General features: G+C 70.4%; 20 protein-coding genes and 1 pseudogene. 17 read left to right on the top strand and 4 right to left on the bottom strand.

What is annotated here, in order from left to right:
* The 14 genes and pseudogenes from fdhD to HV826_RS32045 all read left to right on the top strand — a co-directional run.
* The coding region (fdhD, locus tag HV826_RS32105; RefSeq protein ID WP_255217522.1) for a formate dehydrogenase accessory sulfurtransferase FdhD at positions 1-906 on the top strand (906 nt) is incomplete at its 5' end.
* Between the two features lie 336 nt (positions 907-1,242).
* Positions 1,243-2,727: an exopolysaccharide biosynthesis polyisoprenyl-phosphate hexose-1-phosphate transferase EpsZ gene (epsZ, locus tag HV826_RS32100; RefSeq protein ID WP_368671042.1), complete on the top strand. Its 1,485-nt coding sequence runs from the start codon at positions 1,243-1,245 to the stop codon at positions 2,725-2,727.
* A 111-nt stretch (positions 2,728-2,838) separates the two neighbouring features.
* The gene (wzx, locus tag HV826_RS32095; RefSeq protein ID WP_176420867.1) at positions 2,839-4,374 is read left to right on the top strand and encodes an exopolysaccharide biosynthesis flippase; all 1,536 of its coding nucleotides are present in this window, start codon (positions 2,839-2,841) and stop codon (positions 4,372-4,374) included.
* 17 nt (positions 4,375-4,391) lie between these two features.
* On the top strand, positions 4,392-5,030 hold the full coding sequence (epsY, locus tag HV826_RS32090; RefSeq protein WP_176420866.1) for an exopolysaccharide export protein EpsY: 639 nt from the start codon (positions 4,392-4,394) through the stop codon (positions 5,028-5,030).
* 3 nt (positions 5,031-5,033) lie between these two features.
* Positions 5,034-6,284, top strand: a complete 1,251-nt coding sequence (epsX, locus tag HV826_RS32085; protein WP_176420865.1) for an exopolysaccharide export protein EpsX — start codon at positions 5,034-5,036, stop codon at positions 6,282-6,284.
* A gap of 11 nt (positions 6,285-6,295) precedes the next feature.
* Positions 6,296-6,472 (top strand): hypothetical protein, encoded by a 177-nt coding sequence (locus tag HV826_RS32080; protein WP_011557330.1) that lies wholly within the window; start codon positions 6,296-6,298, stop codon positions 6,470-6,472.
* A 26-nt stretch (positions 6,473-6,498) separates the two neighbouring features.
* Positions 6,499-6,903 carry an exopolysaccharide biosynthesis response regulator EpsW gene (epsW, locus tag HV826_RS32075; RefSeq protein WP_176420864.1) on the top strand — a complete coding sequence of 135 codons (405 nt, stop codon included), beginning with the start codon at positions 6,499-6,501 and terminating at the stop codon, positions 6,901-6,903.
* Positions 6,900-8,423, top strand: a complete 1,524-nt coding sequence (gene epsV / locus HV826_RS32070; protein WP_176420863.1) for a PCP family exopolysaccharide biosynthesis protein EpsV — start codon at positions 6,900-6,902, stop codon at positions 8,421-8,423. Before epsW ends, epsV begins: the two co-directional genes overlap by 4 nt.
* A 15-nt stretch (positions 8,424-8,438) precedes the next feature.
* A complete protein-coding gene (epsU, locus tag HV826_RS32065) occupies positions 8,439-9,674 on the top strand; it encodes an exopolysaccharide biosynthesis GT2 family glycosyltransferase EpsU (RefSeq protein ID WP_176420862.1) in 1,236 nt (411 codons plus the stop codon).
* A gap of 43 nt (positions 9,675-9,717) precedes the next feature.
* Positions 9,718-10,110 carry a type IV toxin-antitoxin system AbiEi family antitoxin domain-containing protein gene (locus HV826_RS37635; RefSeq protein WP_368671041.1) on the top strand — a complete coding sequence of 131 codons (393 nt, stop codon included), beginning with the start codon at positions 9,718-9,720 and terminating at the stop codon, positions 10,108-10,110.
* A 270-nt stretch (positions 10,111-10,380) separates the two neighbouring features.
* Positions 10,381-10,617, top strand: a pseudogene (locus HV826_RS38180) (nucleotidyl transferase AbiEii/AbiGii toxin family protein); the annotation flags it as partial.
* A 64-nt stretch (positions 10,618-10,681) separates the two neighbouring features.
* A complete protein-coding gene (locus tag HV826_RS37630) occupies positions 10,682-11,080 on the top strand; it encodes a nucleotidyl transferase AbiEii/AbiGii toxin family protein (protein WP_368671043.1) in 399 nt (132 codons plus the stop codon).
* A 139-nt stretch (positions 11,081-11,219) separates the two neighbouring features.
* The gene (locus HV826_RS32050; protein WP_255208410.1) at positions 11,220-11,696 is read left to right on the top strand and encodes a carboxypeptidase-like regulatory domain-containing protein; all 477 of its coding nucleotides are present in this window, start codon (positions 11,220-11,222) and stop codon (positions 11,694-11,696) included.
* A 585-nt stretch (positions 11,697-12,281) separates the two neighbouring features.
* Positions 12,282-14,405, top strand: a complete 2,124-nt coding sequence (locus tag HV826_RS32045) for a von Willebrand factor type A domain-containing protein (protein ID WP_176420861.1) — start codon at positions 12,282-12,284, stop codon at positions 14,403-14,405.
* Between the two features lie 59 nt (positions 14,406-14,464).
* On the opposite strand, the gene HV826_RS32040 is transcribed toward HV826_RS32045, so the two are convergent.
* From HV826_RS32040 to HV826_RS32030, 3 genes are all read right to left on the bottom strand, one after another.
* On the bottom strand, positions 14,465-15,862 hold the full coding sequence (locus tag HV826_RS32040) for a TolC family protein (protein WP_176420860.1): 1,398 nt from the start codon (positions 15,860-15,862) through the stop codon (positions 14,465-14,467).
* A gap of 322 nt (positions 15,863-16,184) precedes the next feature.
* Positions 16,185-19,361 (bottom strand): efflux RND transporter permease subunit, encoded by a 3,177-nt coding sequence (locus HV826_RS32035; protein ID WP_176420859.1) that lies wholly within the window; start codon positions 19,359-19,361, stop codon positions 16,185-16,187.
* 21 nt (positions 19,362-19,382) lie between these two features.
* Positions 19,383-20,486, bottom strand: coding sequence for an efflux RND transporter periplasmic adaptor subunit (locus HV826_RS32030; protein WP_176420858.1), 1,104 nt, complete (start codon positions 20,484-20,486; stop codon positions 19,383-19,385).
* A gap of 138 nt (positions 20,487-20,624) precedes the next feature.
* Here HV826_RS32030 and HV826_RS32025 point away from each other — a divergent pair, with 138 nt between their 5' ends.
* Both HV826_RS32025 and HV826_RS32020 read left to right on the top strand, forming a co-directional pair.
* A complete protein-coding gene (locus HV826_RS32025) occupies positions 20,625-22,121 on the top strand; it encodes an ATP-binding protein (protein ID WP_368671040.1) in 1,497 nt (498 codons plus the stop codon).
* Positions 22,118-23,473 (top strand): sigma-54 dependent transcriptional regulator, encoded by a 1,356-nt coding sequence (locus HV826_RS32020; RefSeq protein ID WP_176420857.1) that lies wholly within the window; start codon positions 22,118-22,120, stop codon positions 23,471-23,473. The genes HV826_RS32025 and HV826_RS32020 overlap by 4 nt, the downstream gene beginning before the upstream one ends.
* A 10-nt stretch (positions 23,474-23,483) precedes the next feature.
* Here the strand turns inward: HV826_RS32020 and epsH are convergent, their stop codons facing one another.
* Positions 23,484-24,791, bottom strand: coding sequence for an exopolysaccharide biosynthesis glycosyltransferase EpsH (gene epsH, locus HV826_RS32015; protein WP_176420856.1), 1,308 nt, complete (start codon positions 24,789-24,791; stop codon positions 23,484-23,486).
* Between the two features lie 57 nt (positions 24,792-24,848).
* Between epsH and wzy the strand changes: the two genes are divergently transcribed.
* The coding region (wzy, locus tag HV826_RS32010; RefSeq protein WP_176420855.1) for an exopolysaccharide repeat unit polymerase at positions 24,849-26,369 on the top strand (1,521 nt) is incomplete at its 3' end.

The raw sequence follows: 26,369 nt of genomic DNA, 5'->3' as shown, positions 1-26,369 counted from the left end.
GACCTCCTCCAGGCCCACCTGCGCCCGAGCCGCCCCGCGCCCCTGCCCCCCGCGGAGGCCCGCGGCGTCACGCGCCGCTCCGTCCAGCGATGGAACGGCGCCACGCTGCTCCCTCCCCAGGAGGACGACCTCGCCGTGGAGGAGCCGCTGGAAATCCGCGTCAGCGGAGACTCAGTGGCCACCACCATGCGCACGCCAGGACACGACCGCGAGCTGGCCACCGGCTTCCTCTTCGCCGAGGGCATCCTCCAGAGCGTGGACGACCTGGGCGGGCTGGCGCACTGCGGACGGCCGGGCGAGGAGGGCTTCGGCAACGTCATCGAAGTCACCCCCGCCCCCGGCGCCTTCCTCGACGTGGAGCGCGTGAGCACCGCGCGCCGGGGCACCCTCACCACCTCCGCCTGTGGCGTGTGCGGCCGGCGCACCGTGGATGATCTGCTCGCCGTGTGCCCGCCCCTGCCGGCCGGCCCGGTCCTCCACCCCGACGCCGTGGCCCGCGCCACCGAGCGCCTGCGCGACGTGCAGCGCAACTTCGCCCGCACCGGAGGCGTCCACGCCGCCGCCGTGCTCGACGCCGACGGCCACCTCCTGGCCGCCCATGAGGACGTGGGCCGCCACAACGCCGTGGACAAGGCGGTAGGAACGCTGGTGCTGGCCGGCACCGTGCGGGGCCTCCGGGCCCCTCGCCTCCCATTGACGCGTCAGCCCGCGGTGCTCGCCGTCAGCGGACGCGTCAGCTTTGAGATCATCCAGAAAGCCGCCATGGCCCGGATTCCCATCGTCGCGGGCGTCTCCGCCGCCAGCTCCCTCGCGGTGGACCTGGCCCTGCGTTCTGGAATGACGCTGGCGACGTTCGTCCGGAACGGGCGCTTCAACGTCTACACCGGCCCCGAACGCCTGCTATAAATGTAACCCATTGAAATTCCTGACGCCCTTCCCGAGACTGCCCGGCGCCTGGCAGCATCCATGCCTCGCGTCAGACCGGCATCGTAAATGCAAAGAAGCCGTGACGAAGGAAACGCGCGGGAAGCCGCGGTGAAACACGATGTGTTGGTGACGTTCGGTGCGCTCGAACCTCGGTAGGGCCGTCCCAAGATTTCACCCGCTGTCACGTCTTACTGACGCGGCAGGGGTTGCAACGCGCCGCGATATCGGGCAAAACTGGTTTCCTTCCGACTTAAACATTTCTAGCCTCAACGGCGACCTCTGCTTCAACTGCACGAAAGTGAGCAGCAGAGGGGGGTGGACACGATGAGCGGCGCAACGGCAAGTGCGGCGGTGGTCGGGGTTCCTGGGTCGGCCAACGCTCAGGGACCAGCAATTGAAGAGGTGCAGGGGCCGCCCAAGCTGGCCCCGGGGTTCGCGGCGAAGCTGAACCTCACGGTGGACCTGATGCTGCTGTCGTCGGTGCTCGTGGGCTCGGCGTGGCTGAGCGGGCAGCTGTCGGCGGAGTCCGGCTGGAAGGTGTCGGGGCTGGTGCTGGCGGCGTGGATGGTGTGGATTGTGACGGGCACGGCGCTGTGCCTGTACGACTCGCGCTTCGCCGAGCGCAGCAAGCTGGACCACGTGGCGCTGGTGTCGGTGACGACGCTGGCGGTGGTGACGGTGCTGACGCTGGGCAGCGTGGCGCTGCCCACGGTGGTGACGGCGCCGGTGGTGGGCCCGCTGCTGTTCATCTTCTGGCCGGTGACGCTGCTGCTGCGCCTGTGCGTCTTCCGCCCGGTGGCCTCGCAGGAGCGCCCCATGGACGCGGTGCTCATCGTGGGCACGGGCGCCATGGGCCGCTACACCGGCGAGGACCTGGCCAACCGCGGCCGCCGGCAGATTCTGGGCTACGTGCGCTTCCACGACGACAACGGCTCCACGGGGGAGCTGCCGGGTCCCGTCATGGGGTCGGTGGACGACCTGGAGCACATCCTCCGCAACACCGCGGTGGATGAGGTGTACATCGCCGGCAACACGCTGAAGCAGGGCGAATCCATGCAGGCGGCCATCAAGCTGGCCGAGCGCTTCGGCGTGCCCTTCGCGCTGCCCGCGCACAGCTTCCGCCTGGACCGCGCCCGCCCGGTGGAGCGCCGCGCGGTGGCGGACGGCTTCCTGCACTTCGCGGCGGTGAGCCCCAAGCCGCACCAGATGGCGATGAAGCGCCTGTTCGACATCTGCGTGTCGGCGGCGGCGCTGTGGGCGCTCCTGCCGCTGCTGGGCGTGGTGGCGCTGGCGGTGAAGTTCACCTCCAAGGGCCCCATCTTCTTCAAGCAGCTGCGCGTGGGGCAGAACGGCAAGCCCTTCTACATGCTGAAGTTCCGCTCCATGGTGGTGAACGCGGAGGAGCTGAAGGAGAAGCTGGCCGCGCTCAACGAGCAGACGGGCCCCGTCTTCAAGATGAAGCACGACCCGCGCATCACCGGCATCGGCCGCTTCATCCGCAAGTTCTCCATTGATGAGCTGCCCCAGTTCATCAACGTGCTGCGCGGGGAGATGAGCATCGTCGGGCCGCGCCCGCCGGTGCCCACCGAGGTCGCCAGATACGAGGCGTGGCAGCGCCGCCGCCTGTCGGTGCGTCCGGGACTCACCTGCATCTGGCAGGTGTCGGGACGGAACCAGATCTCCTTCGAGGATTGGATGTACCTGGACATGCAGTACATCGACCACTGGAGCCTGACGAGCGACCTGCGCCTGCTGCTGCAGACGGTGCCGGTGGTGCTCACGGGCCGCGGCGCCAGCTAGCAAGCCTTCAGGCACCCCAACCTTTGCGGGGGCGGCATTGACGTGCCGCCCCCGCTCGTTTTCTATGCACCCGGGCAGTCCTGGCAGGCGCCGGGACCGCACGCTCCCACCGTGAACAGTCCCAGCCACTCCATTTCGCAGGACGCGGGCGAGCGCGAGCGCTCGCATGAGGCGATGGGCGCGGTGCGCAACGGGCTGCAGCTCGGCGGCTCGCTGCTCATCACGTACGCCATCGCCATGGGCGTGCGCTTCCTGCTGCCGGCCCACCTGGGGCCGGAGAGCTTCGGGCGCTTCAACTACGCCGACAGCTTCTCCGCCGTCTTCTTCATCGCCACCCACCTGGGCCTGGAGATGTACATCCGCAAGGAGGTGTCGCGCCGGCCCGAGCACGCCAGCGACTTCTTCGGCAGCACGCTGCTGTTGCGGCTGGGCCTCACCGCGATGCTGATGGGCGCCATGGCCCTGGTGATGGCCCACTTCGACGAGCCGCCCGAGGTGCGCCAGCTCGTCTACGCCTTCGCGCTGGCCCAGTCGCTCATCATCATCAACGCCTCCGTGGCCGCGCTGCTGCACGCCAAGGGCAAGGTGGCGGGGCTGTCCGTCTCCAACATCGTCACCAAGCTGGTGTGGGGCGGAGGCCTGCTGGCCGTCGCCGTGGCGGGCCTGCCGCTGCCGTGGCTGGCGGCGCCGCTGGTGGCGTCGGAGGCCGTGAAGCTCGCCGTGGGCTGGTACCTGGCCCGCGAGCACATGGGGCTCACCTTCAAGGTGGACGTGCCGGCCACGCTGAAGGTGCTCAAGGCCAGCCTGCCCTTCTTCATCACCGGCGCGGCGCTGGCGGCCAACGGGCGCCTGGACGTGATGATTCTGGGCATGGTCTCCAGCCACGAAGAGGTGGGCTGGTACGGCGCGGCGTGGAACATCGCGGGCCTGACGTTCTTCCTCAACCCGGTGTTCGGCTGGGTGCTGATGCCGCTGGCGTCGCGCGCGGCCGAGCGCTCCGAGGCGGAGCTGACGAACCTGACGCGCCGCGCGCTGGAGGGCACGCTGGCCGTCACCGTGCCCATGATGATGCTCATCGTCCTGGGCGCCCCGCTGTGGGTGGGGCTGATGGGCGGCGCGTTCTCCGAGTCCGCCATGCCGCTGCGGCTGATGTCGCCGCTGTTCGTGCTGGCCTTCGTGACGATGAACGCGGGCCTGTGGCTGACCATGACGAACCGCGAGTGGTGGGTGACCATCACCAGCGTGATTGGCAGCGTGGTGCTGATTCCCATCCTCAACCTGCTGCTGATTCCGCTGATGCTTTCGGCGCTGGGCAACGGCGGCGGCGCGGCGGGCACGGCGCTGGCCATGCTGCTCATGGAAATCTGCGTCACCATCAGCCTGCTGGGGCGCATGGGCAAGGCGGCCTTCGACACGCGCCTGCTGTCCATGATGGCCAAGACGGCCGCCATCTGCGTGGCCATCGCCGCGCTGGACCAGACGCTGCTGGCCTCGCTGAACCCGTGGCTGCGCCTCACCGTGGAGGCCGCGCTGTACCTCGTCGCGGTGCTGGCCACCGGCGCGGTGCGTCCCGGCGAGGTGCTCCAGGTGGTGCGCATCGCCCGCCGCCGTGGAAACCCCGCGCCCGAGGCCGCGCCCACCCCCTGAGGAGAGTCCCGCTGCTCATGCCGTCCACGCACCGCCAGCTGCCTTCCGCCCCGCGCCGCCCCTGGCGCATGTTCGCCTGCGCCGCGCTGCTGCTGCTGGCGCCCGCCTGCCGGGGCCTGGGCAAGTACACCTGGGTGGATGACTACCAGGAGAAGCCGCCCCCGGTGGACGCCGCGTACCGCATCGCCGCGGGGGATTTGCTCAACATCCGCGTGTGGAACCAGGAGTCGCTCACCACGCAGGCCCGCGTGCGCGAGGACGGCCGCATCAGCCTGCTCTTCCTGGACGACGTGGAGGCCGCGGGCCACACGCCGGCCATGCTGTCGCAGCAAATCCAGACGCGGCTGAAGGACTACATCAACCACCCCGTCGTCACCGTGGCGCTGGAGATGGCGCGCCCCATCAAGGTGACCATGGTGGGCGAGGTCAACCGCATCGGGCCGCTGGAAATCGACCCGGGCGCCAGCGTGCTGGAGGCCCTGGCCGGCGCGGGCGGCTTCACCGAGTACGCCCACAAGGACCGCATCTTCGTCATGCGCCAGGAAGACGGCGCCGCGCCCGAGCGCATCCGCTTCCGCTACGACGACCTCATCCACGCCGAGGGACGCGCGCCCACCTTCCGCCTGCGCCCCGGTGACGTGGTGGTGGTGGAGTAGCCCGTGCTGGGGACGGTCCTCACCGTCGCGTGGCTGGAGGTGTCCTCCGCCTCCGTCAGCTACGCCACGGCCGCGCGCGTCGACTCGCGCCTGCGCTCCAACGAGGACCCCGCCCCCGAGGCCCCCAGCGTCGCGGGTGACACCGACATCACCCCGCTGCTGGGCCTGGAGCTGCGCGACGGCAACACCGCGCTCCAGGTGGAGTACGCCCCGCGCATCAGCCTGCGCGAGGTCACCGCCCGCGCGCGCACCGAGGTCCAGCACATGGGCCGCCTGGCCGGCCTGTGGCGCCCCGAGCGCGGCCTGTCCCTGCGCCTGTCGGAGGAGCTGGTGCTGGGCAGCGTCAACCTCCTCACCACGGACTTGGGCTCCCTGCCTGGCGGCACGCCGGGCGCGGACCCGGACGGGCCGCTGCGGCCTCCCGGAGGTGGCGGTCCCCTCCAGCCCCTGCCCCAGGCGGACACCGTCTACTTCCTGTCCTCGGCCACCACGCTGACGGCGGACACCGGCTGGCTGGGGCGGCGGTGGAACCTCACCGGCTCCGGCGGCTTCTCCATCAGCGGCGGCCTGGACGGGCCCGCCCGCGAAGCGGTGCCCCTGCAGTATGGCCCACGCGCGGACGTGTCCCTCAGCCACGCGCTGTCCCCGCTGAGCGCCATCACCACCTCCGTGGCGTTCAACGCCGCGCGCTTCTCCACCGGGGCGAACAACACCATCGTCACGCTGCGCGAGGCCTGGGGCCAGCGGGTGGACAGACGCACCTCCCTGGAGGCCGGCGCGGGCGTGAGCGTGGTGCGCTCCATCCCCGTGCCCCCCGGCGAAGGCGAGCCCGAGCCCGGCCCGCTGGACGCGCCCCGGACGGAGCTGCTCCCCAACCTGAATGTCGGGGTGAGCCACCGGATTCCCTCGCGCACCGCGGACTTCAATGGCCGGGCGGACCTGCGAGTCGTCCCCTTCACGGACCGGCTGACGGCGCGCGTCTACCCTCGGGCGGACCTGACGCTGACGGGGACGTGGGCACTGGGGCCCCGCGTGCGGGTGTCCGCCGTGGGCGGCGGCGCCGCGGCCGTGGGCGGCAGCAGTGGGGACAGCATCCTCTCCGGCGGCTTCACCGGTTCCTGGATTCTCACACGGTGGGTGTCCGTGGATACCGACCTCCGAGGGACGTGGAGCCGCTCGCCCGAGCTCCCGGCGGCCCGGCTGACCTGGGCTGCAACGCTGGGCCTGTCCGTGCGACAAACTGGTAGTCTCTGAGGGCTGGCGCCATGGCGAAGCTCATCTTGATGTCCGTCCTCATCCTCACCATCGCGCTGCCCGCCAAGGCGGCGAGGGATCCGCATCCGATGCGGGGGCTGAAGAAGGCCATCCTCTGGTTCGTCCTCTTCAACGCGGCATACACGTATGGCGTCCTCGTCTGGGTGCCACGGCTCGGGTTCGGCTGAGCGAGTTTCAGAAAGGTTGACGACGGATGGAGTCCGACCTGCACACGGTCCTCCTGGTGGAGGACGCCCCCTTCTTCCGGAAGATGCTGGGCGACTACCTGCGGGACATGGGGTTCAAGGAGGTGGTGGAGCTGCCCAGTGGCCGCGCCGCGCTCAAGCACCTGGAGACGGCCGCGCGTCCCGACCTCGTGTGTCTGGACCTGACGCTGCCGGACATCTCCGGCTATGACCTCTGCGAGCACATCCGCCGCTCGGCGACGATGGCGGACGTGCCGGTGCTGGTGGTGAGCGCCCGGGACCTGCCGGAGGACAAGGCGCACGCCGAGGAGGCCGGCGCCGACGGCTACCTGGGCAAGCCCTTCACCCAGGAGGAGTTCACCCGCCGGGTGCGGTCGCTCCTCAAGAGCACTGGAGCCAGGAGGAAGCCGTGACGCACCCCGCGCCCGGGGCTCCCGGGCCGCGCCCCCAGTTGGTGCCGCCGCACCCCGCGTTCACTCCGGAGCGCCCGGAGACGAACGCGCCCGCGGACCTCATCGACTGGGGCTTCGTCATCGACGCGGTCTTCTATTTGAAGAACGCGGTGCTGCGGCACTGGTTCCTCGCCCTGGTGGTGATGGGCGCGGTGTCCGCCATGGCGGTGGGCGTCAGCAAAATCATGCCGCGCAAGTACCGCGTGGAGACGCGGATGCTGACGCAGCGCAACTTCATCATCTCCTCGCTGGCCAACCCCGGGCGCTCCATCCCCGTGGACGCGGACCAGCCCACGCGCGCCGCGTGGGAGATGGTGATGAAGCACGACAACCTCCGGTCCATCGTCGCGAAGGCGAAGCTGGTGGAGTACTGGGAGCTGCAGCGCTCGCCGCTGAACCGGCTGAAGGAGAAGGTGCTGCGCAAGCCGCCCGCGCCCATGTCGGACGACGACAAGCGCGACGCGCTCACCGCCATGCTGGAGCAGGCGATGATTGTCGGCGTGGAGGGCGGCACGGGCACCGTCTCCATCGGCGTGGAGTGGAGCGACCCGCAGCTGGCGCTCAACATCGTGCAGGAGGCGCAGCAGAACTTCCTCGACATGCGCCAGGCGGCGGAGATGGGCGCGGTGCAGGAGGCCATCACCATCCTGGAGAAGCAGGTGGTGGACGAGGCCGAGGGCATCCAGCAGGCGATTGGCCAGCTCAACGCGGCGGTGAAGCGCGTGGAGGCGCGGCGGAAGAAGGAAGAGGCGAAGCAGGGACGCCGGGGAGGCCCCACGGCCGCCGCCAACGCCGCGCTGGGCATCAACACCGACCACCTGCTGGCGCAGATGCGCTTCATGATTCAGACGAAGCGCCGGGCCATTGGCGACGTAGAGGACTTCCGCTCGCGGCGGCTGACGGAGCTGCGCAACCAGCTCTCCGAGCAGCGCGTCATCTATTCGCCGCAGCACCCCATCATCACCGACCTGGAGCAGCGCATCTCCGCGCTCCAGGAGGACTCGCCGCAGTTGATTGCGCTGCGCTCGGAGATGACGGAGCTCATCAACGAGTACGTGCGCAACGGCGGCGATCCGGGCGAGCTGGAGTCCGGGCTTGCGACGGCGGCCCTGGGCGGCGCGACGTTCGGCGGGCCGGCCACGTCGGATGACCCGGAGGTGTCGGTGGCGGCGGACCGGGTGCGCATGCTGGTGATGCGGCACCAGGAGAAGATGCGGCGGCTGGACCAGGCGCGCACGGAGCTGGAGATTTCCCGCGCGTCCATGAAGCACCGCTTCAGCGTGCTGTCGCCGCCCACCTTCCCGGAGCGGCCGTCCAAGCCGAAGGTGCAGCTCATCGTCGCCGCGGGCGTGGTGGGCGGCATCGGCATGGGCATCTTCGCGGCGCTGGCGCTGGACATCATCCGCCGGCGCATCCTGGAGAAGTGGCAGGTCGAGCGGATTCTGAAGCTCCCCGTGCTGGCGGAGCTGGAGCGGCGCTGAACAGCGCGCTCGGGGGTGCATGTCGTGACATCGTGGACGTGGCTGGACGTGGCGCTGTGCGTGGCGCAGCTTCCCGTGGCGGTGGCGTGTGGCTATCTGCTGACCCTGACGCTGCGCTCCTATCGGCCCCGGCCGCCGGCGACGCGCATCGGGCCGCGGAAGTTCGACATCATCATCCCCGCGCACAACGAGGAGCTGGGCATCGCCCGGACGGTGACGAACCTGTCCGCGGTGGACTACCCCGCGCACCTGCGGCGCATCATCGTCGTGGCGGACAACTGCTCCGACGCGACGGCGCAGAAGGCGCGCGAGGCGGGCGCCTTCGTCCTGGAGCGGCAGGACACGGAGAAACGCGGCAAGGGCTACGCGCTGGCCCACGCCTTCGAGTTCAGCCAGCGGGACGGCTTCGCCGAAGCGGTGGTGGTGGTGGACGCGGACACGGTGGTGACGCCCAACCTGCTGACGGCGTTCGCCATGCGCATCGAGGGCAAGGAGGGCGGGCTTGAAGGGGCGCACGCCATGCAGGCGCACTACGGGGTGATGAACCCCACGGCGTCCTGGCGCACGCGGCTGATGACCATCGCCCTGGGCATGTTCCACAAGGTGCGCTCGCAGGGCCGCGAGGCGATGGGCGTGTCGTGCGGCCTGCGCGGCAACGGCATGTGCTTCACGCACCACGCGCTGGCCCAGGTGCCACATGACGCCTTCAGCGTGGTGGAGGACCTGGAGTACGGCATCCGCCTGGCGCGCCACGGCTTCCGCGTGCACTACGTCTGGGAGGCGGACGTGCTGGGGGAGATGGTGTCCGCGGAGAAGCAGAGCCGCTCACAGCGCCAGCGCTGGGAGGGTGGCCGCGCGCAGATGCGCAAGCTGCACGGGTGGCCGCTGCTGAAGGACGGCCTGCGCAAGCGGGACGGCACGCTGCTGGACATCGCCATGGACGTGCTGGTGCCGCCGCTGAGCCAGCTGGTGCTGGCCGCGGTGGGCTGCGCGGTGCTGGCCGGGGCGTTCGCCTGGTGGACCCGCGCTCCGCTGCCGTGGGCGCTGGGCGTGGCGGGCTTCAGCGTGGCGAGCCTGGGCGCGTATGTCCTGCGCGGCTGGTGGGTGTCCGGCGTGGGGGCTCGGGGCCTGCTGGACCTGGCCTGGGCGCCCGTCTACGTGGTGTGGAAGGTGTGGCTCATGCTGCGCGGCCCCGGCGCGGAGAAGCGCGGCGAGTGGGTGCGGACGTCGCGTGAGGGGGAGCACCGGTAGCGGGTGGCGTGCACGGAGCTCAAGTTGGACTTGAGTTTCGTGCGTGGGAACGGCGCGCCGTGGTCAGCCAGATTCGGACCGGCTCTTCGACATCGTCGCGGGGCAGGCAGGGCTCTTCACCGCGCAGCAGGCGCTGGAGGCGGGGTATTCGGCGCAGGTGCTCTCCCACCATGTCCGGGCTGGCAGGTTCCTGCGCGTGCTGCGCGGCATCTACCGGTGGGTGCACTTCCCGGCCAGCGAGCACGAGGACCTGGTCGCCGTCTGGCTCTGGTCGGAGCGGAAAGGCGTCTTCTCCCATGAGACCGCGCTGGCGCTTCACGGCCTGTCGGATGTCCTGCCCTCGCGCGTGCACCTGACGCTGCCGGCGGCCTGGAAACGACGCCGGTTCCGTGTCCCTCCCGGCGCGGTGCTCCACCATGCCGATGTTGGCGAATAGGAGCGCGTCTGGTTCGGTCCCATCCCCGGGACCTCTCCGCGCCGAACCTTGCTGGATTGCGCGACGGCGCATGTGTCACCCGACCTGCTGAATCAGGCCATCGCGCAGGCACTGTCACGCGGGCTCATTCTCACGTCAGACCTGGTGGGTATTCAGAGTGCGGCCCAACGTCTCTAGGACACCTCCGCATGACACCTCGCAGGTACACGAACGCCGCGGGCTTCAAGCACGCGCTCGAACAGCGCCTCCGGCGCGACGACGCCCTCCGGGGTGGCCTTCGCACGGAGGCGACAACTCCTCGTCTTCGATCGGTTCCTCGCGCGGGTCGCGCATGTCTTCGAGGACTCCGTCACCTTGAAGGGAGGACTGGTCCTCGAGTTCCGGCTGAGCCGGGCGCGAACGACGCGGGACGTGGATCTCCGATTCGTGGGGCCCCCTGTCGACGTGCTTCGACGGCTGAAGGACGCGAGCCAGCTCGACCTGGGAGACTTCATGCGCTTCCAGGTTCGCGCTGACTCAGCGCACCCTGAAATCCAGAACGACGGGATGAAGTACGACGGGCTTCGCGGGCATCACTTCGCCCACACTGCGCCTCTACCCCGTCGAGACGCATCTCGCGGAAAAACTTCACGCGTACACGTTGCCGCGCGCCCGGCCCAACACGCGCGTCAAGGACCTCCCCGACCTCGCACTGCTCGCCATGACGCGGGAAATCGACTCGATGCGCCTGAGAGCGGCGTTCGAGCAGACCTTCTCGTTCCGTGGAACACATCCACTTCCGTACTTCGTCCCCGAACCGCCTGAGCCGTGGCGTGAGCCCTACGCGAAGATGGCACGCGAGGACGTCCTCCCCTGGTTGACGCTGGACGCACTCGCTGCGGCGGTGCGGGCATTCCTCGGTCCGGTGCTCGCGAACTCACAGGCAGGAACATGGGCTCCCGAGACATGGACGTGGCGCATGCGGTACTGAGCTGTGAGCGCTGGCCACGCGACCGTCCGGCACGCCTCCCCTGTGATGGAACCGTGATGAAGAGACGAGGTACTCGTGAAGTTCGTCACGGGTGTTCTCTGGAAGCTGCCTGCCTCCTGTTCTTCCGAGGTGGCCTACGATGCATCTGTTCGCTCGCAGTGTGCTGTGCTTCTTCCCACTGATGTTTGCGCTTCCCGCGCTGGCTCAGGTCGATGCCGACGCGCACCCCAACACCAGCACCTTCGTCGGGAGAGTGCGTCACACGCATCAGAGCCTGCCCCTCGCGGATGTCATCGTGACCGCGCGTTCTCCCAGCCTCCAGGGAGAGTTGATGGTCTCGACCGACGCAGAAGGGAGATACCGCATCCCCCAGCTTCCACCGGGTGACTACACGCTGACGTTCGAGAAGGAAGGGTACAAGGTCCACACACGCTCGGCGGTCCAACTGCGGCTCAACCGGACCCGCCAGGTCGACGTGGAGCTCCTCACCGCTCCACCCGAGGAGCCGGTACGTGTCATCGGCGTCCCGCCGACCATCGACCAGAGCTGCACACTGTCTCCGGGAGTGGAACTGGGCCCAGATTTCATCAAGCGCACCCGCGACGCTCGTCCATGAAACAGGATCGGCGCGCCCCTCTCCTTCGAGCATTCCGGTCCCAAATGTCCCGAGCCCCGTATGTCCCTCAACGGCCCACCGTTCTCCGTCCTACCCTCGCTCCCCTTGGGTCATTCGAGGCGCTTGCCTCGCATTGGACTTTAGACTTGCGCGAGGGAACTGTGCGGCGCACGCAGCAGATGCGGCTTGGGCGGAGGAGGCAACGCGGATGGCCGTGCTCACCAAGGGACGACGCAGGCTCCACCGGGAAGACCGCCTCTTCGTCTGATGCCACTTCGCATTGACCTCCCCGAGGTCCTCCAACGCAAAGCACTCGAGGCCGGAAGCGAAGGCCGGGCGTGGCTTCAACGACTGCCTGCCATCGTGGACGCGCTGAAGCAGGATTGGGGTCTGACGCTATCGAGCCAACTTTCGGGAGGAACCGAGGCGCCCGTTGTGTCAGTGACGGCGCGAGCCGGTGAAGACGCCGTCATCCTGCCGCGCGACCGATGCTGGAACCGTGATGAAGCGACGAGGCGCTCGTGAAGTTCGGCACGAGCGCTCTCGGGAAGATGGCCACCTCCTGTTCATCCGAGGTGGCCCACGATGCATTCCGTCGCTCGCAGTGTGCTGTGCGTCTTCCTGCTGCTACTCGCCATTCCCGCGCTGGCGCAGTCCGATGCCGGCACGCACGCCAACACCAGCACCATCGTCGGGACGGTGCGTAATGCCTATCGGCGCGTTCCCGTCGCCCATGCTGTCGTGACCGCGAGTTCGCCCAGCCTCCAGGGCTTCCTGGCGGCCACCACGGATGTACGGGGGAGCTACCGTCTCCCGCAGCTGCCGCCGGGCGAGTACACGCTCACGTTCGAGAAGCAGGGGTTCAAACCCTATACACGCACGGCCATTCAACTGCGTCACGACCGCACCATCCGGGTCGACGTGGAGCTCCTCTCCGATCTACCTGCGGAGCTCTTCTCAGGTGTTACCGGCGCCCCACCGACCCTCGACGTGGGCTCCACGACCATGGGCGTGAACGTCGACCAGGAGTTCATCAAGCGCATCGCCGTCGCCCGTCCGGGTGGCAAGGGTGGCCCCTCCCGCTCCTACGAAAGTCTGGCGGAGCTTTCCCCCAGCGCCAACAGCGACCATTACGGCGTCGCCATCAACGGCCCGCCCTCCTCCATCCTGCCCTCGCAGCCCCTGAGCCGTCCGGTGGTGCCTCCGAGGCGTCCGAGCGCGCCTCGGCTCGTCCTCCAGCATGTCGAGCCCCCCGCGCCCGCCGTGACGCCCGCGCCGGTCTCCCCCTTCCACATGTACTTCCAGGGGTACGGCGTCAATCCCACCGTCACCACGGAGGAGGAGCGCTTCTCCACCTTCTCCGTCGACACGGACTCCGCGTCGTACACGCTGACGCGGGCCTACCTGGAGCGCGGCAGCCTGCCTCATGAACAGGCCGTCCGCGTGGAGGAGTTCGTCAACACCTTCGACTACGGCTACACGCACCAGGGCAACGCCCCCTTCAGCGTCCAGGTGGAAGGCTTCCCGTCCCCCGTGCGCAAGGGCTACCACGTCATCCACGTCGGCGTGAAAGCCCGGGAGGTCCCCCGCGTGGCGCGCAAGCCGAGCCACCTCGTCTTCGTCATCGACGTGTCCGGCTCCATGAACCTGGAGCGCCGGCTGGGCCTGGTGAAGCGTTCACTGCACCTGCTCGTGAACGGGCTGGATGAGCGCGACCAGGTCTCCATCGTCGTGTACGGCTCCACCGCGCGCCTGGTGCTGGAGCCCACCAGCGCCGTGCACGCGCACATCATCCGCGCCGCCATCGACAGCCTGCACACCGAGGGCTCCACCAACGCGCAGGCGGGTTTGGAGATGGGCTATTCGCTCGCGGCCTCTCACCTCGTGGAGGGCGGCATCAACCGCGTCATCCTCTGCTCGGACGGCGTGGCCAACACCGGGCTCACCGACGCCAACAGCATCTGGGAGCGCATCCGCTCGCGCGCGGCGAAGGGCATCACCCTGTCCACCGTCGGCTTCGGCATGGGCAACTACAACGACGTGTTGATGGAGCGCCTGTCCCAGGTGGGCGAGGGCCACTACGCCTACGTGGACCGGATTGAAGAGGCGCACCGCCTCTTCGTGCGCGACCTCACCGGCACGCTCCAGGTCGTGGCCAAGGACGTGAAGCTCCAGATGGAGTTCAACCCGGAGGCCGTGTCCCACTACCGGCTGCTCGGCTACGAGAACCGCATGCTCACCCAGGAGCAGTTCGCCGATGACCGCGTGGACGCGGGCGAAATCGGCGCGGGCCACGCCGTCACCGCGCTCTACGAGGTGAAGCTCACCGAACCGTCCGCGTCCTTCGGCACGCTGCGCATCCGCTACAAGGCGCCGGAGGGTGGGGACTCGAAGCTCATCGAGAAGCCGCTGCCGTCGAGCGTCCTCCGCCCCGCCTACGGCCGCGCCACGCCGCCCACGCGGCTGTCCTATGTGGCCGCCGCCTTCGCCGAGAAGCTGCGCGGCTCCTACTGGGTGCGCACGCTCACCTACGACGCCCTGTTCTCACTCTGGGAGGAGCTTGGCCAACCGCTGAAGGCGCGCGAGGACGTGGCGGAGCTGGGCGCCCTCATCCACAAGGCCCGCGCCCTGGACCACCGCGCGGACCGCTTCGAGGCCTTCGCGCCCGTGAGCACCATGGACTTCGACCGCGTGCCCACCCTGCCCTGAGTCCCGCGCTCGCGCCTGGCGTGGCCCTTCCGCCAGGCGCGAGCCTCCAGTGCGTCCCTTCAAGGCGCCGTATCCAACCCCGCCGCGAAGAGCACGGACGCCTCCGCGAGCTTCACCGTCTCCTGCTGCTTCAGGTGAAGCACCCGCATGTCCTTGAGCGAGCGGAACGCGTCCAACAGCTCCAGGATGCCGCCGCGTCCCTCTCGATAGGCGTCCTCGGCCATCCGGCGCACCGTGGGCAGCCGCTCCACCACGTCGTGCTCCAGACGCGTCAACGCGCCCTTGCGGCCCTCCAGGACGGCGTGCGCCCGGGTCAGCTCCGCGCGGGCCTGGGCCACCTCCGCCTCCAGCGCGCGGGCCTCCGTCTGGAGCTCCGCGGACGCCCGGGCGATGGCGCCCTGGTTCCGGTCGAAGAGGGGCAGCGGCAACCCTACGCCCACCAAGGCGATGGTGCTCTGCTCGTTCCGGGTGAGCATGACGCCCGCCGCCACGGACGGCACCGGCAGCCGCTCCCTGCGCGCCACGTCCAGGCCGCCTCGTGCCACGGCCTGCCGCGCGCGTGCCGCCACCAGCGACGGCCGACGCTGCTGGGCGGACTCCCACAGGAGCGGCAGGTCGGGCAGGGACCCGGTGGGCCGCAGCGAGCCCTGCGCCCTCGGGTGCCACCCTTCAATGCCCAGCAGCGCGGCCAGCCGGCCGGAGGCGTCCGCCACGCTGACGCGCGCGTTCAGCACCTCCACCTCCAGCGCGCGGCTCTCCACCTCGATGCGCTCCACGTCGTACCGGCTGGAGTCACCCGCCGCGGCGCGCCCCTTCACCACCTTCTCCACGCGTCCCAGGTCCACCGCCGTCTCCTCCAGCACGCGCAGCTCCTCCTGGTTGGTCAGCAACGCCGCGAAGGCCTCGCGTACGGCCAGCGCCCGCTCCGCGATGGAGGCCTTCACGCGTGCCTGTTCGGCGGACACGTTGCGCTCCGCCAGCTCACGGCGCACGCCGCGCTGCCCGAAGAGGAGCAGGGGCTGCTCCAGCGACAGCTCGTGCACCACCGATGAGCCGGTGTTCACGCCCGCGGCCAGGAGCTGCGTGCCGTAGCTGAACGACGGGTTGGGCAGGATGCTCGCCTCCACCCGGTCCGCCGCCGCCACGTCGATGCGCGAGCGCTCCGCCGCGGTCCACGGGCTGCGCTCGTCCAGCAGCGACAGCACCTGCTCCAGGGTGATGCGCTCGGGCGGCGCCGCCTCGGACCGGTTCCGCTCCTCCAAAGACCCGGCCGCCTGGGTCTCAGACCGCAGCTGCGCCACTGCGAAGCGCTCCGGCGGAGGCACGTCGGACGGACGCTGCGCCTGCGTGACTCGGTCTGGCGCGACACGCTCCAGAGAAGGCGCCGCTGCCTGTTGAGCCCCGGCGCTCCCGGCCGCCAACGCGCCCAGGACGCCCCAGACGATGAACCGCTTCATTCCGTCACCTCCGCTTCGCCCTGAACGCCTTCCGTCACCAACGACAGCCATGGCGCTCCCTCTGTGCTGAAACCCCGGCTGGCGCCACACGGCTCCGTCTCCGGCACCGCCCAGTGCGCGCGCACCGGCATGAAGCGCCTCAGGCCGCCATTCGCTGACCGCACACCACTCCGCGGGACGGGCCCGCAGACGGTGTCGCGCCGAAGCAGCTCGATGCTCCACCGTCGCCGGGCCTTGCGGCCCGCCATGCCGCGCCTCGTGCCGCCACCACCGGGCATGACGCCGGGCGGTGACCAGCGGACTCGTGCCCCCATGAAGCGCCTCACGCCGCCACCCCCGCCGTGCCCTGCTCCGGGCCGTGGCCCTTCGGACCCAGGTGCTCCACACCGGCGTCCAGGTCCTCATCGTCCTCGTCGCCCCGAGAGCCCGTGGACGCGGCGTGCTTCCCGACGATGACGGCGTACAAGGCCGGCAGCGCGAACAGCGACACCAGCACCGCGGTCACCAGCCCGCCGATGATGACCACCGCGAAGGGCCGCTGCGTCTCGCTGCCCGCCCCGCTGGAGAGCGCCGCCGGCAGCAGCCCCAGCATCGCCAGCAGCGCCGTCATCAGCACCGCGCGGAAGCGGCTGGACGCGCCCGCCGGGAGCGCCACCCCCAGCGCCTCGCCCGCCTTGCGCCGGTCATCCACCGCGCTCACCACCAGCAGCGACGCCAGGCACACCTGCCCCAGCAGCGTGATGAAGCCCACCGCCGCGCTCACCGACAATGGGATTCCCGTGACGGCCAGCGCCAGCACGCCGCCGCACATCGCGAAGGGCGCCCCCGCCAGCACCGCGCTCGCGCTCCGCATGGAGCCCAGCGCCGCGTAGAGCAGCGCGAACACCACCAGGAAGGAGATGGGCACGATGACCGCCAGCCGGCCCAGCGCGCGCTCCTGGTTCTCGAACTCGCCGCCCCACTTGAGGAACGCGCCCTCCGGCACCGTCACCTCGCGCTCCACGGTGGCCATGGCCTCCTGGATGGTCGAGCCCATGTCGCGCCCCTCCACGTTGAACTTCAGCGCCAGCGTGCGGCTGTTCGCCTCGCGGTTGATGCTCGCGCGCCCCAACGCCTTCTCCAGCCGCGCCACCTCGCGCAGCGGGACATGGCCGCCGCTGGCCGTGGGCACCAGGATGCCGCCGATGCGCGCCTCGTCATCACGCTCCGTGCCCGGCAGGATGACGCGCACCGGGACGGGCCGCTCCTGCTCCCACAGCTCCGTCACCACCCTGCCCCCCAGGGCCGTCTCCACCAGGTCCTGCGCGGTGGACACGTCGATGCCGGCCCGCGCCAGCGCGGGGCGGTCCAGCACCACCTGGAGCTGCGGCACGCTGGAGTCGCGGTAGAGCCCCAGGTCCACCACGCCCTCCACCTTCTGGAGCGACGTGACGGCCTGCTCCAGCGTGCCGCGCATGGCCGCCAGGTCCGTGCCGAAAATCTTCAGCACCACCTTGCCGCGCACGCCGCTGATGGCCTCCTCCACGCTGTCCTTGATGGGCTGCGAGAAGTTGAAGCTGACGCCCGGAATCTCCAGCAGCGAGGCGCGCATCTCCCGCACCAGCCGCTCCTTGTCCCAGCCCTCGCGCCACGTCTCCTCGGGCGCGAAGCGGACGAACGTCTTGCCCATGTTGACGGCCTCGTTGTCCGTGCCGTCCTCCGGGCGGCCCTGCTCGACGAGCACCTCCTTCACCTCCGGGAAGTCCAGCAGCCTGCGCCGCACCTCCAGGAGGAGGTCCGCGCCCTTGCCCAACGAGATGCTGGCTGGCATCTCCACGAAGACGTTGATGTCGCCCTCGTCCAGCTCCGGGAGGAACTCGCTGCCCACCCGCGAGCCCACCACGCCGGTGACGAGCACCAGCGCCGCCATGCTCGCGAACACCAGCGTCTTGCGCGGCATCAGCCACGTCACCGCGCGGGCGTAGCCTTCCCGCAGCGTGCTCAGCAGCTTCGGCTCCTTCACCTCCGCGTCCTGAGGCCGCAGCAGCAGCGCGCACAGCGCGGGCACCACCGTCAGCGCGAAGACGAGCGCCCCCACCAGCGCGAAGCTGTACGTCAGCGACAGCGGCCGGAAGATGCGGCCCTCCACGCGCTCCAGCGTGAAGACGGGGATGAGCGCGGCGATGATGATGGCCATCGCGAAGAACGTCGGCCGCGCCACGTCCAGCGCCGAGCGCAGGATGAGCCCCAGCAGCTCCTTGCGCCGCCGGGGCCGCTGCACTCCGGCTTCGTGCAGCACGTTCTCCACCAGCACCACCGCGCCATCCACCAGGATGCCGAAGTCGATGGCCCCCATGGAGATGAGGTTCGCGGGCAGGCCCACCATCTTCAGGCCAATGAAGGCCGTCAGCAGCGCCAGGGGGATGACGGACGCGACGATGAGCGAGCAGCGCAGGCTGCGCAGGAACAGCCACGCCACCGCCACCACCAGCAGCGCGCCGTGCAGCAGGTTGTGGTGCACCGTGGACAGCGTGTGCCCCACCAGGTCGTTCCGGTCATAGAAGGGCTCGATGCGCATGCCCTTGGGCAACACCCGCGCGTTCAGCTCCGCCACCTTGGCGTGCACGCCCTCCAGCACCGTGCTGGGGTTCTCTCCCCGGCGCAGCAGGACGACGCCCTCGGTGACGTCCATGTCCAGGTTGTGGCTCACCGACCCCCGGCGCGGCGTGTGCGACGCCACCACCCGCGCCACGTCGCCCACCGTCACCGGCGTGCCGTCCTCGCTCTTGAGGACGATGCCCTGCACGTCCCGCGCGCCGCGCAGGTAGCCCACGCCGCGGATGAGCAGCTCCTGGTCGCCCTGGCGCAGGAAGCCGCCGCCCACGTTGCGGTTGGAGCGCTCCAGCGCCTCGGTGACGTCCGCCAGCGTCAGCTCGTGCGCGAGCAGCCGCGACGGGTCCACCTGGACGTGGAACTCCTTGAGGAAGCCGCCCAGGCTGAGCACGTCCGCCACGCCGGGCACCTGGCGCAGGTGCCGCGCGATGTTCCACTCCATCTCCGAGCGCGTCTCGGTGAGCGTGTGCCGGTCGCTCAGCACGCGGAACTGGTAGATCTTCCCCAGCGGCGTGGCCTCGGGCGCCAGCCGCACGTCCGCGCCGTCCGGCATGTCCGCGTTGGACATGCGCTCTCCGACGATGGTGCGCGCCTTGAACGGGTCCACGCCGTCATCAAAAGTCAGGAAGATGAGCGACAGCCCGAACAGGCTCTCGCTGCGCATCTGCACCATGCCCGGCGTGCCGTTGAGCGCGCGCTCCAGGGGCACCGTCACCTGCCGCTCGATTTCCTCGGGCGCCAGCCCGGGCATCTGCGCGATGACGTTCACCTGGAGGTTGGTGACATCCGGAAACGCCTCCACCGGCGTTTCGAGGTAGGCCTTCACACCGAAGAGGCCAATGCCCAGCGTCAGCAGCAGGACGGGCAGGCGGCTCCGGACACAGAACGCGATGAGTGCTCGCAACATGGGTAGGGGTCCTCGCCGCGCCTAGAGAAGCTGGTCCGCCGCGCCATCCAGCAGCAGCGCGCCCCGGGTGACGACCTGCTCTCCGGGTGACAGGCCCGCGATGATCTGCACCCGCCCCTCCACCGGCTGCGCCACGACGACGGGCCGCCGCACATAGGTGCCCGCGTCCTGCTGCACGTACACCACCGACTCCTTGCCGTTGCGCAGCAGCACCGCCTCCACCGGCAGCGTCAGGCTGGCGTCCGGCGCGTCGATGCGCACGCGTCCGAACATGCCGGGCCGCAGCCCCTGCGCCTGCGTTTCCAGGGTGATGCGCACCGGCGCCGTCCGCGAGCCGCCCGCCACCACCCCGCCCACCGAGTCCACCGTCCCCTCCAGCGGCGCGTGCACCGACGGCATCGTCACCCGCACCCGCGCGCCCTCACGCACCAGCGACAAGTCGCGCTCGAACACGTCCGCCACCACCCACAGCGCCGAAGGGTCCCCCACCTCCACCAGCACGTCCCCGCCCGGCTGCACGGCGATGCCCTCCGCCGCGCTCCGGCTCAGCACCGTGCCCGCCAGCGGCGCGCGCAGCACCACGGTGGTGCCGCTGCCCGCGCCCACGAAGCCCACGGACGCCTGCGCCCGCGCCAGCTCCGCCCGCGCCTCCGCCAGCCGCGTCTCCGCGGACAGGCGCTCGCGCTCCGTCGTCACGCCCTGCTCGGACATGCGCACCTCGCGCTCGAAGGCGGACTGGGCCTCGCGCAGCGCCGCCGTCGCGGTGGCCACCGCCGTGCGCGATGACGCCGCTTCCGGGCAGTCCAGCGTCACCAGCGCGTCGCCCGGCTTCACCGTGTCGCCGGTGCGCACGTGGACGCGCACCACCCGGCCCGCCAGCGGCGCCACCAGCCGCGACAGCGCCCCGTCCCGGAAGGCCACGCGCGCGGGGGCCTGGAGCGCCGCGCTGCTGGCGTCCGCCTTCACCGGGGCGACGGTGACGAAGGCCCGCGACACCTCGGCCAGCCGCACCACGCCTTCCTTCAGGGGAACGGGCGCGGCGCGCTCGGCGGGGGCGGAGGCGGTGGCCGCGCCCGAGCAGGCGGCGGAGAAGGCCCAGAGGCCAAGGAGCAGGGTCCTGTTCATGCCCCAGCCCCTGGGCAAGTCCTGGTCCACCGCACCGCGCCTTCAACCTATTGTAATTACTGAGAACGGCGACGCTCAGCGAGCAGGCGGGACTGATGCTTATTGAACCACCTGTGCACTTTCGCCACAGTGCCCGGCGTGCGCATCTCCACGAAGCTGGGCCTGGGCCTGACGCTGACGAGCGCCGTCATCCTGGGCTCCTACGGCTACAGCCAGCTCCAGAAGGAGGAGCACGACCTGCGGACGGCCACCGAGCAGGCCACGCGGCTCTTGGCCACGGCGCTCCAGGTGGCCATGGAGAACGCGCTGCGGGACGGGCAGGCGGCGGACGTCAACGAAATCCTGGAGTCGTTGGACCACAGAGACCCGACCGTGGACGTCTTCGTCTTCGACGCCCGGGGCGAGCCGGTGGTGCGCTCGCCGGGCAGCTCGCGGACGCTGCACCTGGTGGAGGAGGCCTCCCGGCGGGTGGTGAAGACGCACCACGCCCTCACCCACTTCGCGGGCCCCGAGGAGCTGTCGCACCTGCTCATCGTCCTGCCCCTGCACAGTGATGACAGCGCCGCCGTGGTGGGGGCGCTCGCGGTGCTGAAGCCGCTGGACGGGCTGCGGCAGGATTTGGAGGCCACCACCCGCTCCACCGTGCTGTCGGTGCTGACGCTCATCGCGGGCATCTCCCTGGTGGGCTGGCTGCTGCTGCTGCTCTACCTCCAGCGTCCCCTGGAGCGCGTGGTGGGGGCGATGCGCGCGGTGCGCGGAGGCGACTTCTCGGCCACCGTGACACCCGGCGGTGACGACGAGGTGGGCGAGGTCGTCCACGCCTTCAACGGCATGGTGAAGGAGCTGAGCGAGGCGCGGCAGCGGCTGTCGGCCGAGGCGGAGTCACGGCTGGCGCTGGAGGCGGGCCTGCGACGCGTGGACAAGCTGGCCGCCGTGGGACAGCTGTCCGCGGGGCTGGCGCACGAAATCGGCTCACCCCTGCTCATCCTCAACGGACGGGCCCAGGCCCTGGCCGCGCGCGCCGAGCTGCCCGACGACGTGCGGCGCAACGCGCGCATCCTGGTGGAGCAGTCGGAGCGCATCGAGCGCATCGTCCGCCAGCTCCTGGACCTGGCCCGCCGCAAGCCGTCGAGGCTGGAGTCCCTGGACGCGCTCGCCTCCGTGCGCGCGGTGGTGGAGCTGGTGGAGTTCGACGCGCGCAAGCGCGACGTCCGGCTGACCTTCCATCGCGAGGAGCCGCTCCCTCGCGTGCTGGCGGATGGAGACGGCCTGCAGCAGGTGGCGCTCAACCTGCTCACCAACGCGCTGCGCGCCACGCCCCGAGGCGGCGAGGTGCGGGTGACGCTGGCGCCGTCCACCTTCCAGCCCGCCCCCGGCCTGCGCGAGCGCCACGGCGTGCGCCTGTCCGTGGAGGACACTGGCGTGGGCATGGATGAAGCGGCGCTGGAGCGCGTCTTCGAGCCCTTCTTCACCACCTGGAGCGCCCACGGCGGCACGGGCCTGGGCCTGCCGGTGGTGAAGGCCATCGTCGCCGAGCACGGCGGCGCCGTGACGGTGACGTCGCGCCCGGGCCAGGGCACCCACTTCGTCGTGCACATTCCTTCCGAGAAGGAAGAAGGAGCGGGGGCGGCATGAGCACTCCCAGAAGGCGCCTGCTCATCCTGGATGATGACGCGGGCGTGGTGGACTTCCTCTGTGAGTCCCTGGACGCGCGGGGCTACGAGGCGGTGGGGCGCACCTCCCCGGAGGAGGCGCTGGCCCTCTTCGAGCGCGAGTCCTTCGACCTGGTCATCACCGACGTGGAGATGCCCCGCATGCGCGGCACCGAGGTGCTGGAGGCGCTGCTGACGCGCAAGCCGGGCCAGCTGGTGGTGCTCATCACCGCCTTCGGCGGCGTGGAGCTGGCGGTGGCGGCGGTGAAGGCCGGCGCGTGCGACTTCGTCACCAAGCCCTTCAACGTCGACGCGCTCGTCCTCACGCTGGAGCGCGCCTTCCGCGAGCGGCAACTGCGCCGCGAAATCGTGCGCCTGCGCGCGGCCGTCCCCGGTGACACACCCGGCGGACTGGTGGCCCGCAGCCCCGCCATGCAGAAGGCGCTGGAGGTGTCCCGCCGCGCGGCGCGCAGCGACGCCACAGTGCTGCTCACCGGCGAGACGGGCACCGGCAAGAGCGCCCTGGCGCGCTTCATCCACGAGTCCAGCGGTCGACGCGCCCAGCCCTTCCTCCCGCTCAACTGCGCGGCCCTGCCCTCGGGGCTGGCGGAGAGCGAGCTGTTCGGCGCCAGACGCGGCGCCTACACCGACGCGCGCGAGGACCGGGCCGGCGTCTTCGTGTCGGTGGGCGGCGGGACGCTCTTCCTGGATGAAGTGGGCGAGCTGTCGCTGGAGGTGCAGGCCAAGCTGCTCCAGGCCCTGGAGACGGGGCGCGTGCGGCCCCTGGGCTCGAGCACCGAGACGCCCGTGCGCGCCCGCGTGCTGGCCGCCACCAACCAGCCGCTGGAGGTGCTGCTGCGTGAGGGCCGCTTCCGCGCGGACCTCTACTACCGCCTCAACGTCATCCGCATCGAGGTGCCCCCGCTGCGCGAGCGGCGTGAGGACATCCTGCCGCTGGTGGACTTCTTCCTCGGGCGCCTGGGCGAGCAGCAGCAGCGCGAGGTGCTGGGCGTGTCCGCCACCGCGCTGAAGCGGCTGCTGGCCCACGCGTGGCCCGGCAACGTGCGCGAGCTGGCCAACCTGCTGGAGCGCGCGGTGGCCCTGGCGGACCACGACACGCTGGTGCCGGAGGACTTCGACCTGCCGGGCGGCGGCGACAGCGGCCTGACGTCGCTGCTCAGCCGCGCCTCGGGGGAGGACGCGCCCCTGGAAGAAGTGGAGCGCGCCTACGTGCGCCGGGTGATGGAGGCGCAGGGCGGCAACAAGGCCGCCGCCGCGCGCATCCTGGGCATCAACCGGCGCACGCTGTACCGCAAGCTGGGCCTGGACGAGTGAGGCCGCGCCCTCAGTCCGCCAGCGGCATGCCCCAGTCGGGCTGACCGCGCTCGCCCTTCACCCAGCGGTACACCTCCAGCACCTGCTCCGCCTTCGCCTTCCAGGTGAAGTACTTGAAGATGCGCTCACGGGCGCGCTCGCCCATGGGGCGGATGACGGACGGGTCCGCCGCCAGCTTCGTCAGCACCTCGCGCACGCGCAGGACAATCTCCTCCGGCGTCCCCATTTGAATGGCGAAGCCGGTGGCCGGGCTCACGATTTCCCCCGGGCCGCCGTAGTCCATGACGATGGGCACCAGCCCCAGCGCCATGGCCTCGCACACCACCGCGCCGCCGAACTCGCGCACGCTGGGGAAGCCGAAGAGGTGGTTCTTCGCCAGCCGGCCCTGCAGCTCCTGGTGCTTCACCCAGCCGGCGAACGTCACGCCGGACTCGATGCCCTCGCGCGCCGCCTGCGCCCGGAGGTTGGCCATCTCCTGGCCATCACCGATGTACTCCAGCACCACCTTGCCCTCGCGGATGAGCGGCGCGGCGGCCTCCATCAACATGGCCATGCCCTTGTAGGGCACGAAGCGGCCCACGAAGGCCACGCGCAGGGGCAGCTCCACCGGGCCCTCCGACTTCGCCGTGCCGAAGCGCCGGGTGTCGATGGCGTTCTCCGGCACGTACACCGTCTTGCCCTGCCACTGCCCAGACACCTGCCCCCGCGTGGCGCGCGAGCCGGTGATGATGGCGGACGCGTTCTCCCGCGTGGACTTGTAGAAGGGCATCAGCTTGTAGATGTCACGGATGTAGCTCAGCCACTCCTTCTCCCGCCGCCGCGCGCCGCCAAAGCCCTTGGGCCAGGGCAGGCCGCCGTTGAGCGGCCCCATGACGAAGGGCACGCCCACCTTCTTGCACCGCGCCGCCAGCGTGCTGGGCGTGGTGGGGCTGATGGGCGTGTAGCGGTGCACCAGGTCGAACTCGCCCGCCTCGATGCGCGGCCCGAAGCGGCGCCAGAGCACCTCCTCGAAGTAGTAGTAGGGCAGCGCGCTCAGCGCGGTGGCCGTCGTCCAGCCCACCCCGGTGCGCCCCCGCAGCGCCTCGCCCACCTTGTCGAGCGGCTTCTCCACCGGCGTGGAGTCCAGCGCGGTGAACTGCGAGCCCTCCTGCACGCCCTGCTTGAGGATGTTCTCCCGGTTGCGGACGTGGGTGACCAGGTGCACGTCCGCCACCTCTGCCAGCGCGCGGTAGAGCGACCAGCCTTCGAGCGGGACGCTCACCCAGTCGGGGTTGCACAGCTCGGCAATCAGGAGGACGCGTGGGCGGGGAGCAGGCATACGTGCCACTCCATCTATCCCAACCCGCGCCGTGGATGTAGCCTCCTCCGGGTCTCGATGTACGCACCCCACCGGCCGCCCTACCTGCGCTACGGCGCGCTGCTCGCCTTCCTGGTGCTGGCCACCGTGGGCGGCGCCGTCATCCACCCCGTGGTCGCGCTGGCCCCCGTGCTGTGCCTGGGGGTGGTGTGGGTCATCCTGAAGGTGCCGGTGAAGTACCCGGTGCTGGTGGTGACCTGGCTCGTCCTGGCGGTGGACTACGTGCCGGAGCGGCCGCAGTCCGGCCTGTGGCCCTCACCGCTCCACCCCCTGGGCGAGCTGATGTTCGCGCAGCTCAGCTACATCACCAAAATCGGGGCGCTGCGCTTCCCGCTGGTGGACGTGCTCATCCTCGGGTTGATGGGGCTGGCGATGTACCGGCGGGTGACGAAGTCCACCATCGACCCGGTGCCGCTGCCCATGCCCCGGCCGCTCATCGCCGTGGTGGCGCTGTCCCTGGTCGCCATCCTCTGGATGGAGGTGCGCGGCATCGCCCGGGGCGGGGACATCAAGAACTCGCTGTGGCAATGGCACCAGGCCGCGATGATGCCCTTCATCGTGGCGATGTATCACTACGCCATGCGGGGCCCGGAGGACTGGCCCGCCTTCGCGAAGACCATCATCCTGGCCGGCCTCACCAAGTCCGCGGTGAGCACCTACTTCGCCATGGTGGTGGTGCACGAGCTGGGCGTGGAGGTGGAGTACACCACGTCCCACTCGGACTCGATGACGTTCGTCTTCGCCCTGCTGGTGGCGTCGATGCGCTTCATCGAGAAGCCCAAGGCCGCGCACGTGCTGCGCGGCCTGGCCATCATCGCCTTCATTGGCATTGGCATGATTTTCAATGACCGGCGCCTGGCCTATGTCAGCTTCGCCGGCTGTCTGCTGGCGGCCTTCCTCATCAACCCGTGGACGCCGCTGAAGCGGTTCCTGGTGCGGACGCTGCCCTTCTTCGCGCCCTTCGTCATCGTGTACATCGCGGCGGGGTGGAACTCCGGCTCGTCCGTCTTCGCGCCGGTGCAGACCATCCGGTCGCTGGTGGACGGCCAGGGCGGCGAAGGCAACCTGGACTACCGCGACATCGAGAACCTGGACATGATCGCCACGTGGGCCCAGTTCCCGATATTGGGCACCGGCTACGGGCACGAGTTCCTGGAGCCCATCCCGCTGCCGGACATCGCCTTCGTCTTCCCCCAGTACCGCTTCCACCCGCACAACTCGCTGCTGGGGCTGTTCGCGTTCGGCGGGATGCTGGGCTACACGGGCGTGTGGCTGTACCTGGCCGTCACCGTCTACCTGGTGGTGCGCGCGTACCACCGCGCCACGGAGTCGGAGTACCGCGCCGCCGCGCTCATCATCGTCGGGCTGGTGGCCACGTACATCAACCAGGTGTTCGGGGACATGGGCATCATCTCGTACATCTGCACGTTCCAGATATCGCTGGCCGTGGCCATGACGGGGAAGCTCGCCGTGCACACCGGCGCGTGGCCCATGCCGCACAGCCGGCTGCTGGGCCCCGCCCCCGCCGCGCCCGTGCCC

This window comes from Myxococcus sp. AM010, from assembly GCF_013372585.1.
GTDB lineage: Bacteria > Myxococcota > Myxococcia > Myxococcales > Myxococcaceae > Myxococcus > Myxococcus vastator.
Note: the sequence above shows the minus strand (reverse complement) of the source record. Positions and strands in the feature narration are given on the sequence as shown.

Coding starts and splice junctions, on each gene's coding strand:
- epsY (WP_176420866.1), top strand. CDS start 4,392: ATGCCGTCCACGCACCGCCAGCTGCCTTCCGCCCCGCGCCGCCCCTGG.
- HV826_RS32080 (WP_011557330.1), top strand. CDS start 6,296: ATGGCGAAGCTCATCTTGATGTCCGTCCTCATCCTCACCATCGCGCTG.
- epsW (WP_176420864.1), top strand. CDS start 6,499: ATGGAGTCCGACCTGCACACGGTCCTCCTGGTGGAGGACGCCCCCTTC.
- HV826_RS32050 (WP_255208410.1), top strand. CDS start 11,220: ATGCATCTGTTCGCTCGCAGTGTGCTGTGCTTCTTCCCACTGATGTTT.
- HV826_RS32045 (WP_176420861.1), top strand. CDS start 12,282: ATGCATTCCGTCGCTCGCAGTGTGCTGTGCGTCTTCCTGCTGCTACTC.
- HV826_RS32040 (WP_176420860.1), bottom strand. CDS start 15,862: ATGAAGCGGTTCATCGTCTGGGGCGTCCTGGGCGCGTTGGCGGCCGGG.
- HV826_RS32035 (WP_176420859.1), bottom strand. CDS start 19,361: ATGTTGCGAGCACTCATCGCGTTCTGTGTCCGGAGCCGCCTGCCCGTC.
- HV826_RS32030 (WP_176420858.1), bottom strand. CDS start 20,486: ATGAACAGGACCCTGCTCCTTGGCCTCTGGGCCTTCTCCGCCGCCTGC.
- HV826_RS32020 (WP_176420857.1), top strand. CDS start 22,118: ATGAGCACTCCCAGAAGGCGCCTGCTCATCCTGGATGATGACGCGGGC.
- epsH (WP_176420856.1), bottom strand. CDS start 24,791: ATGCCTGCTCCCCGCCCACGCGTCCTCCTGATTGCCGAGCTGTGCAAC.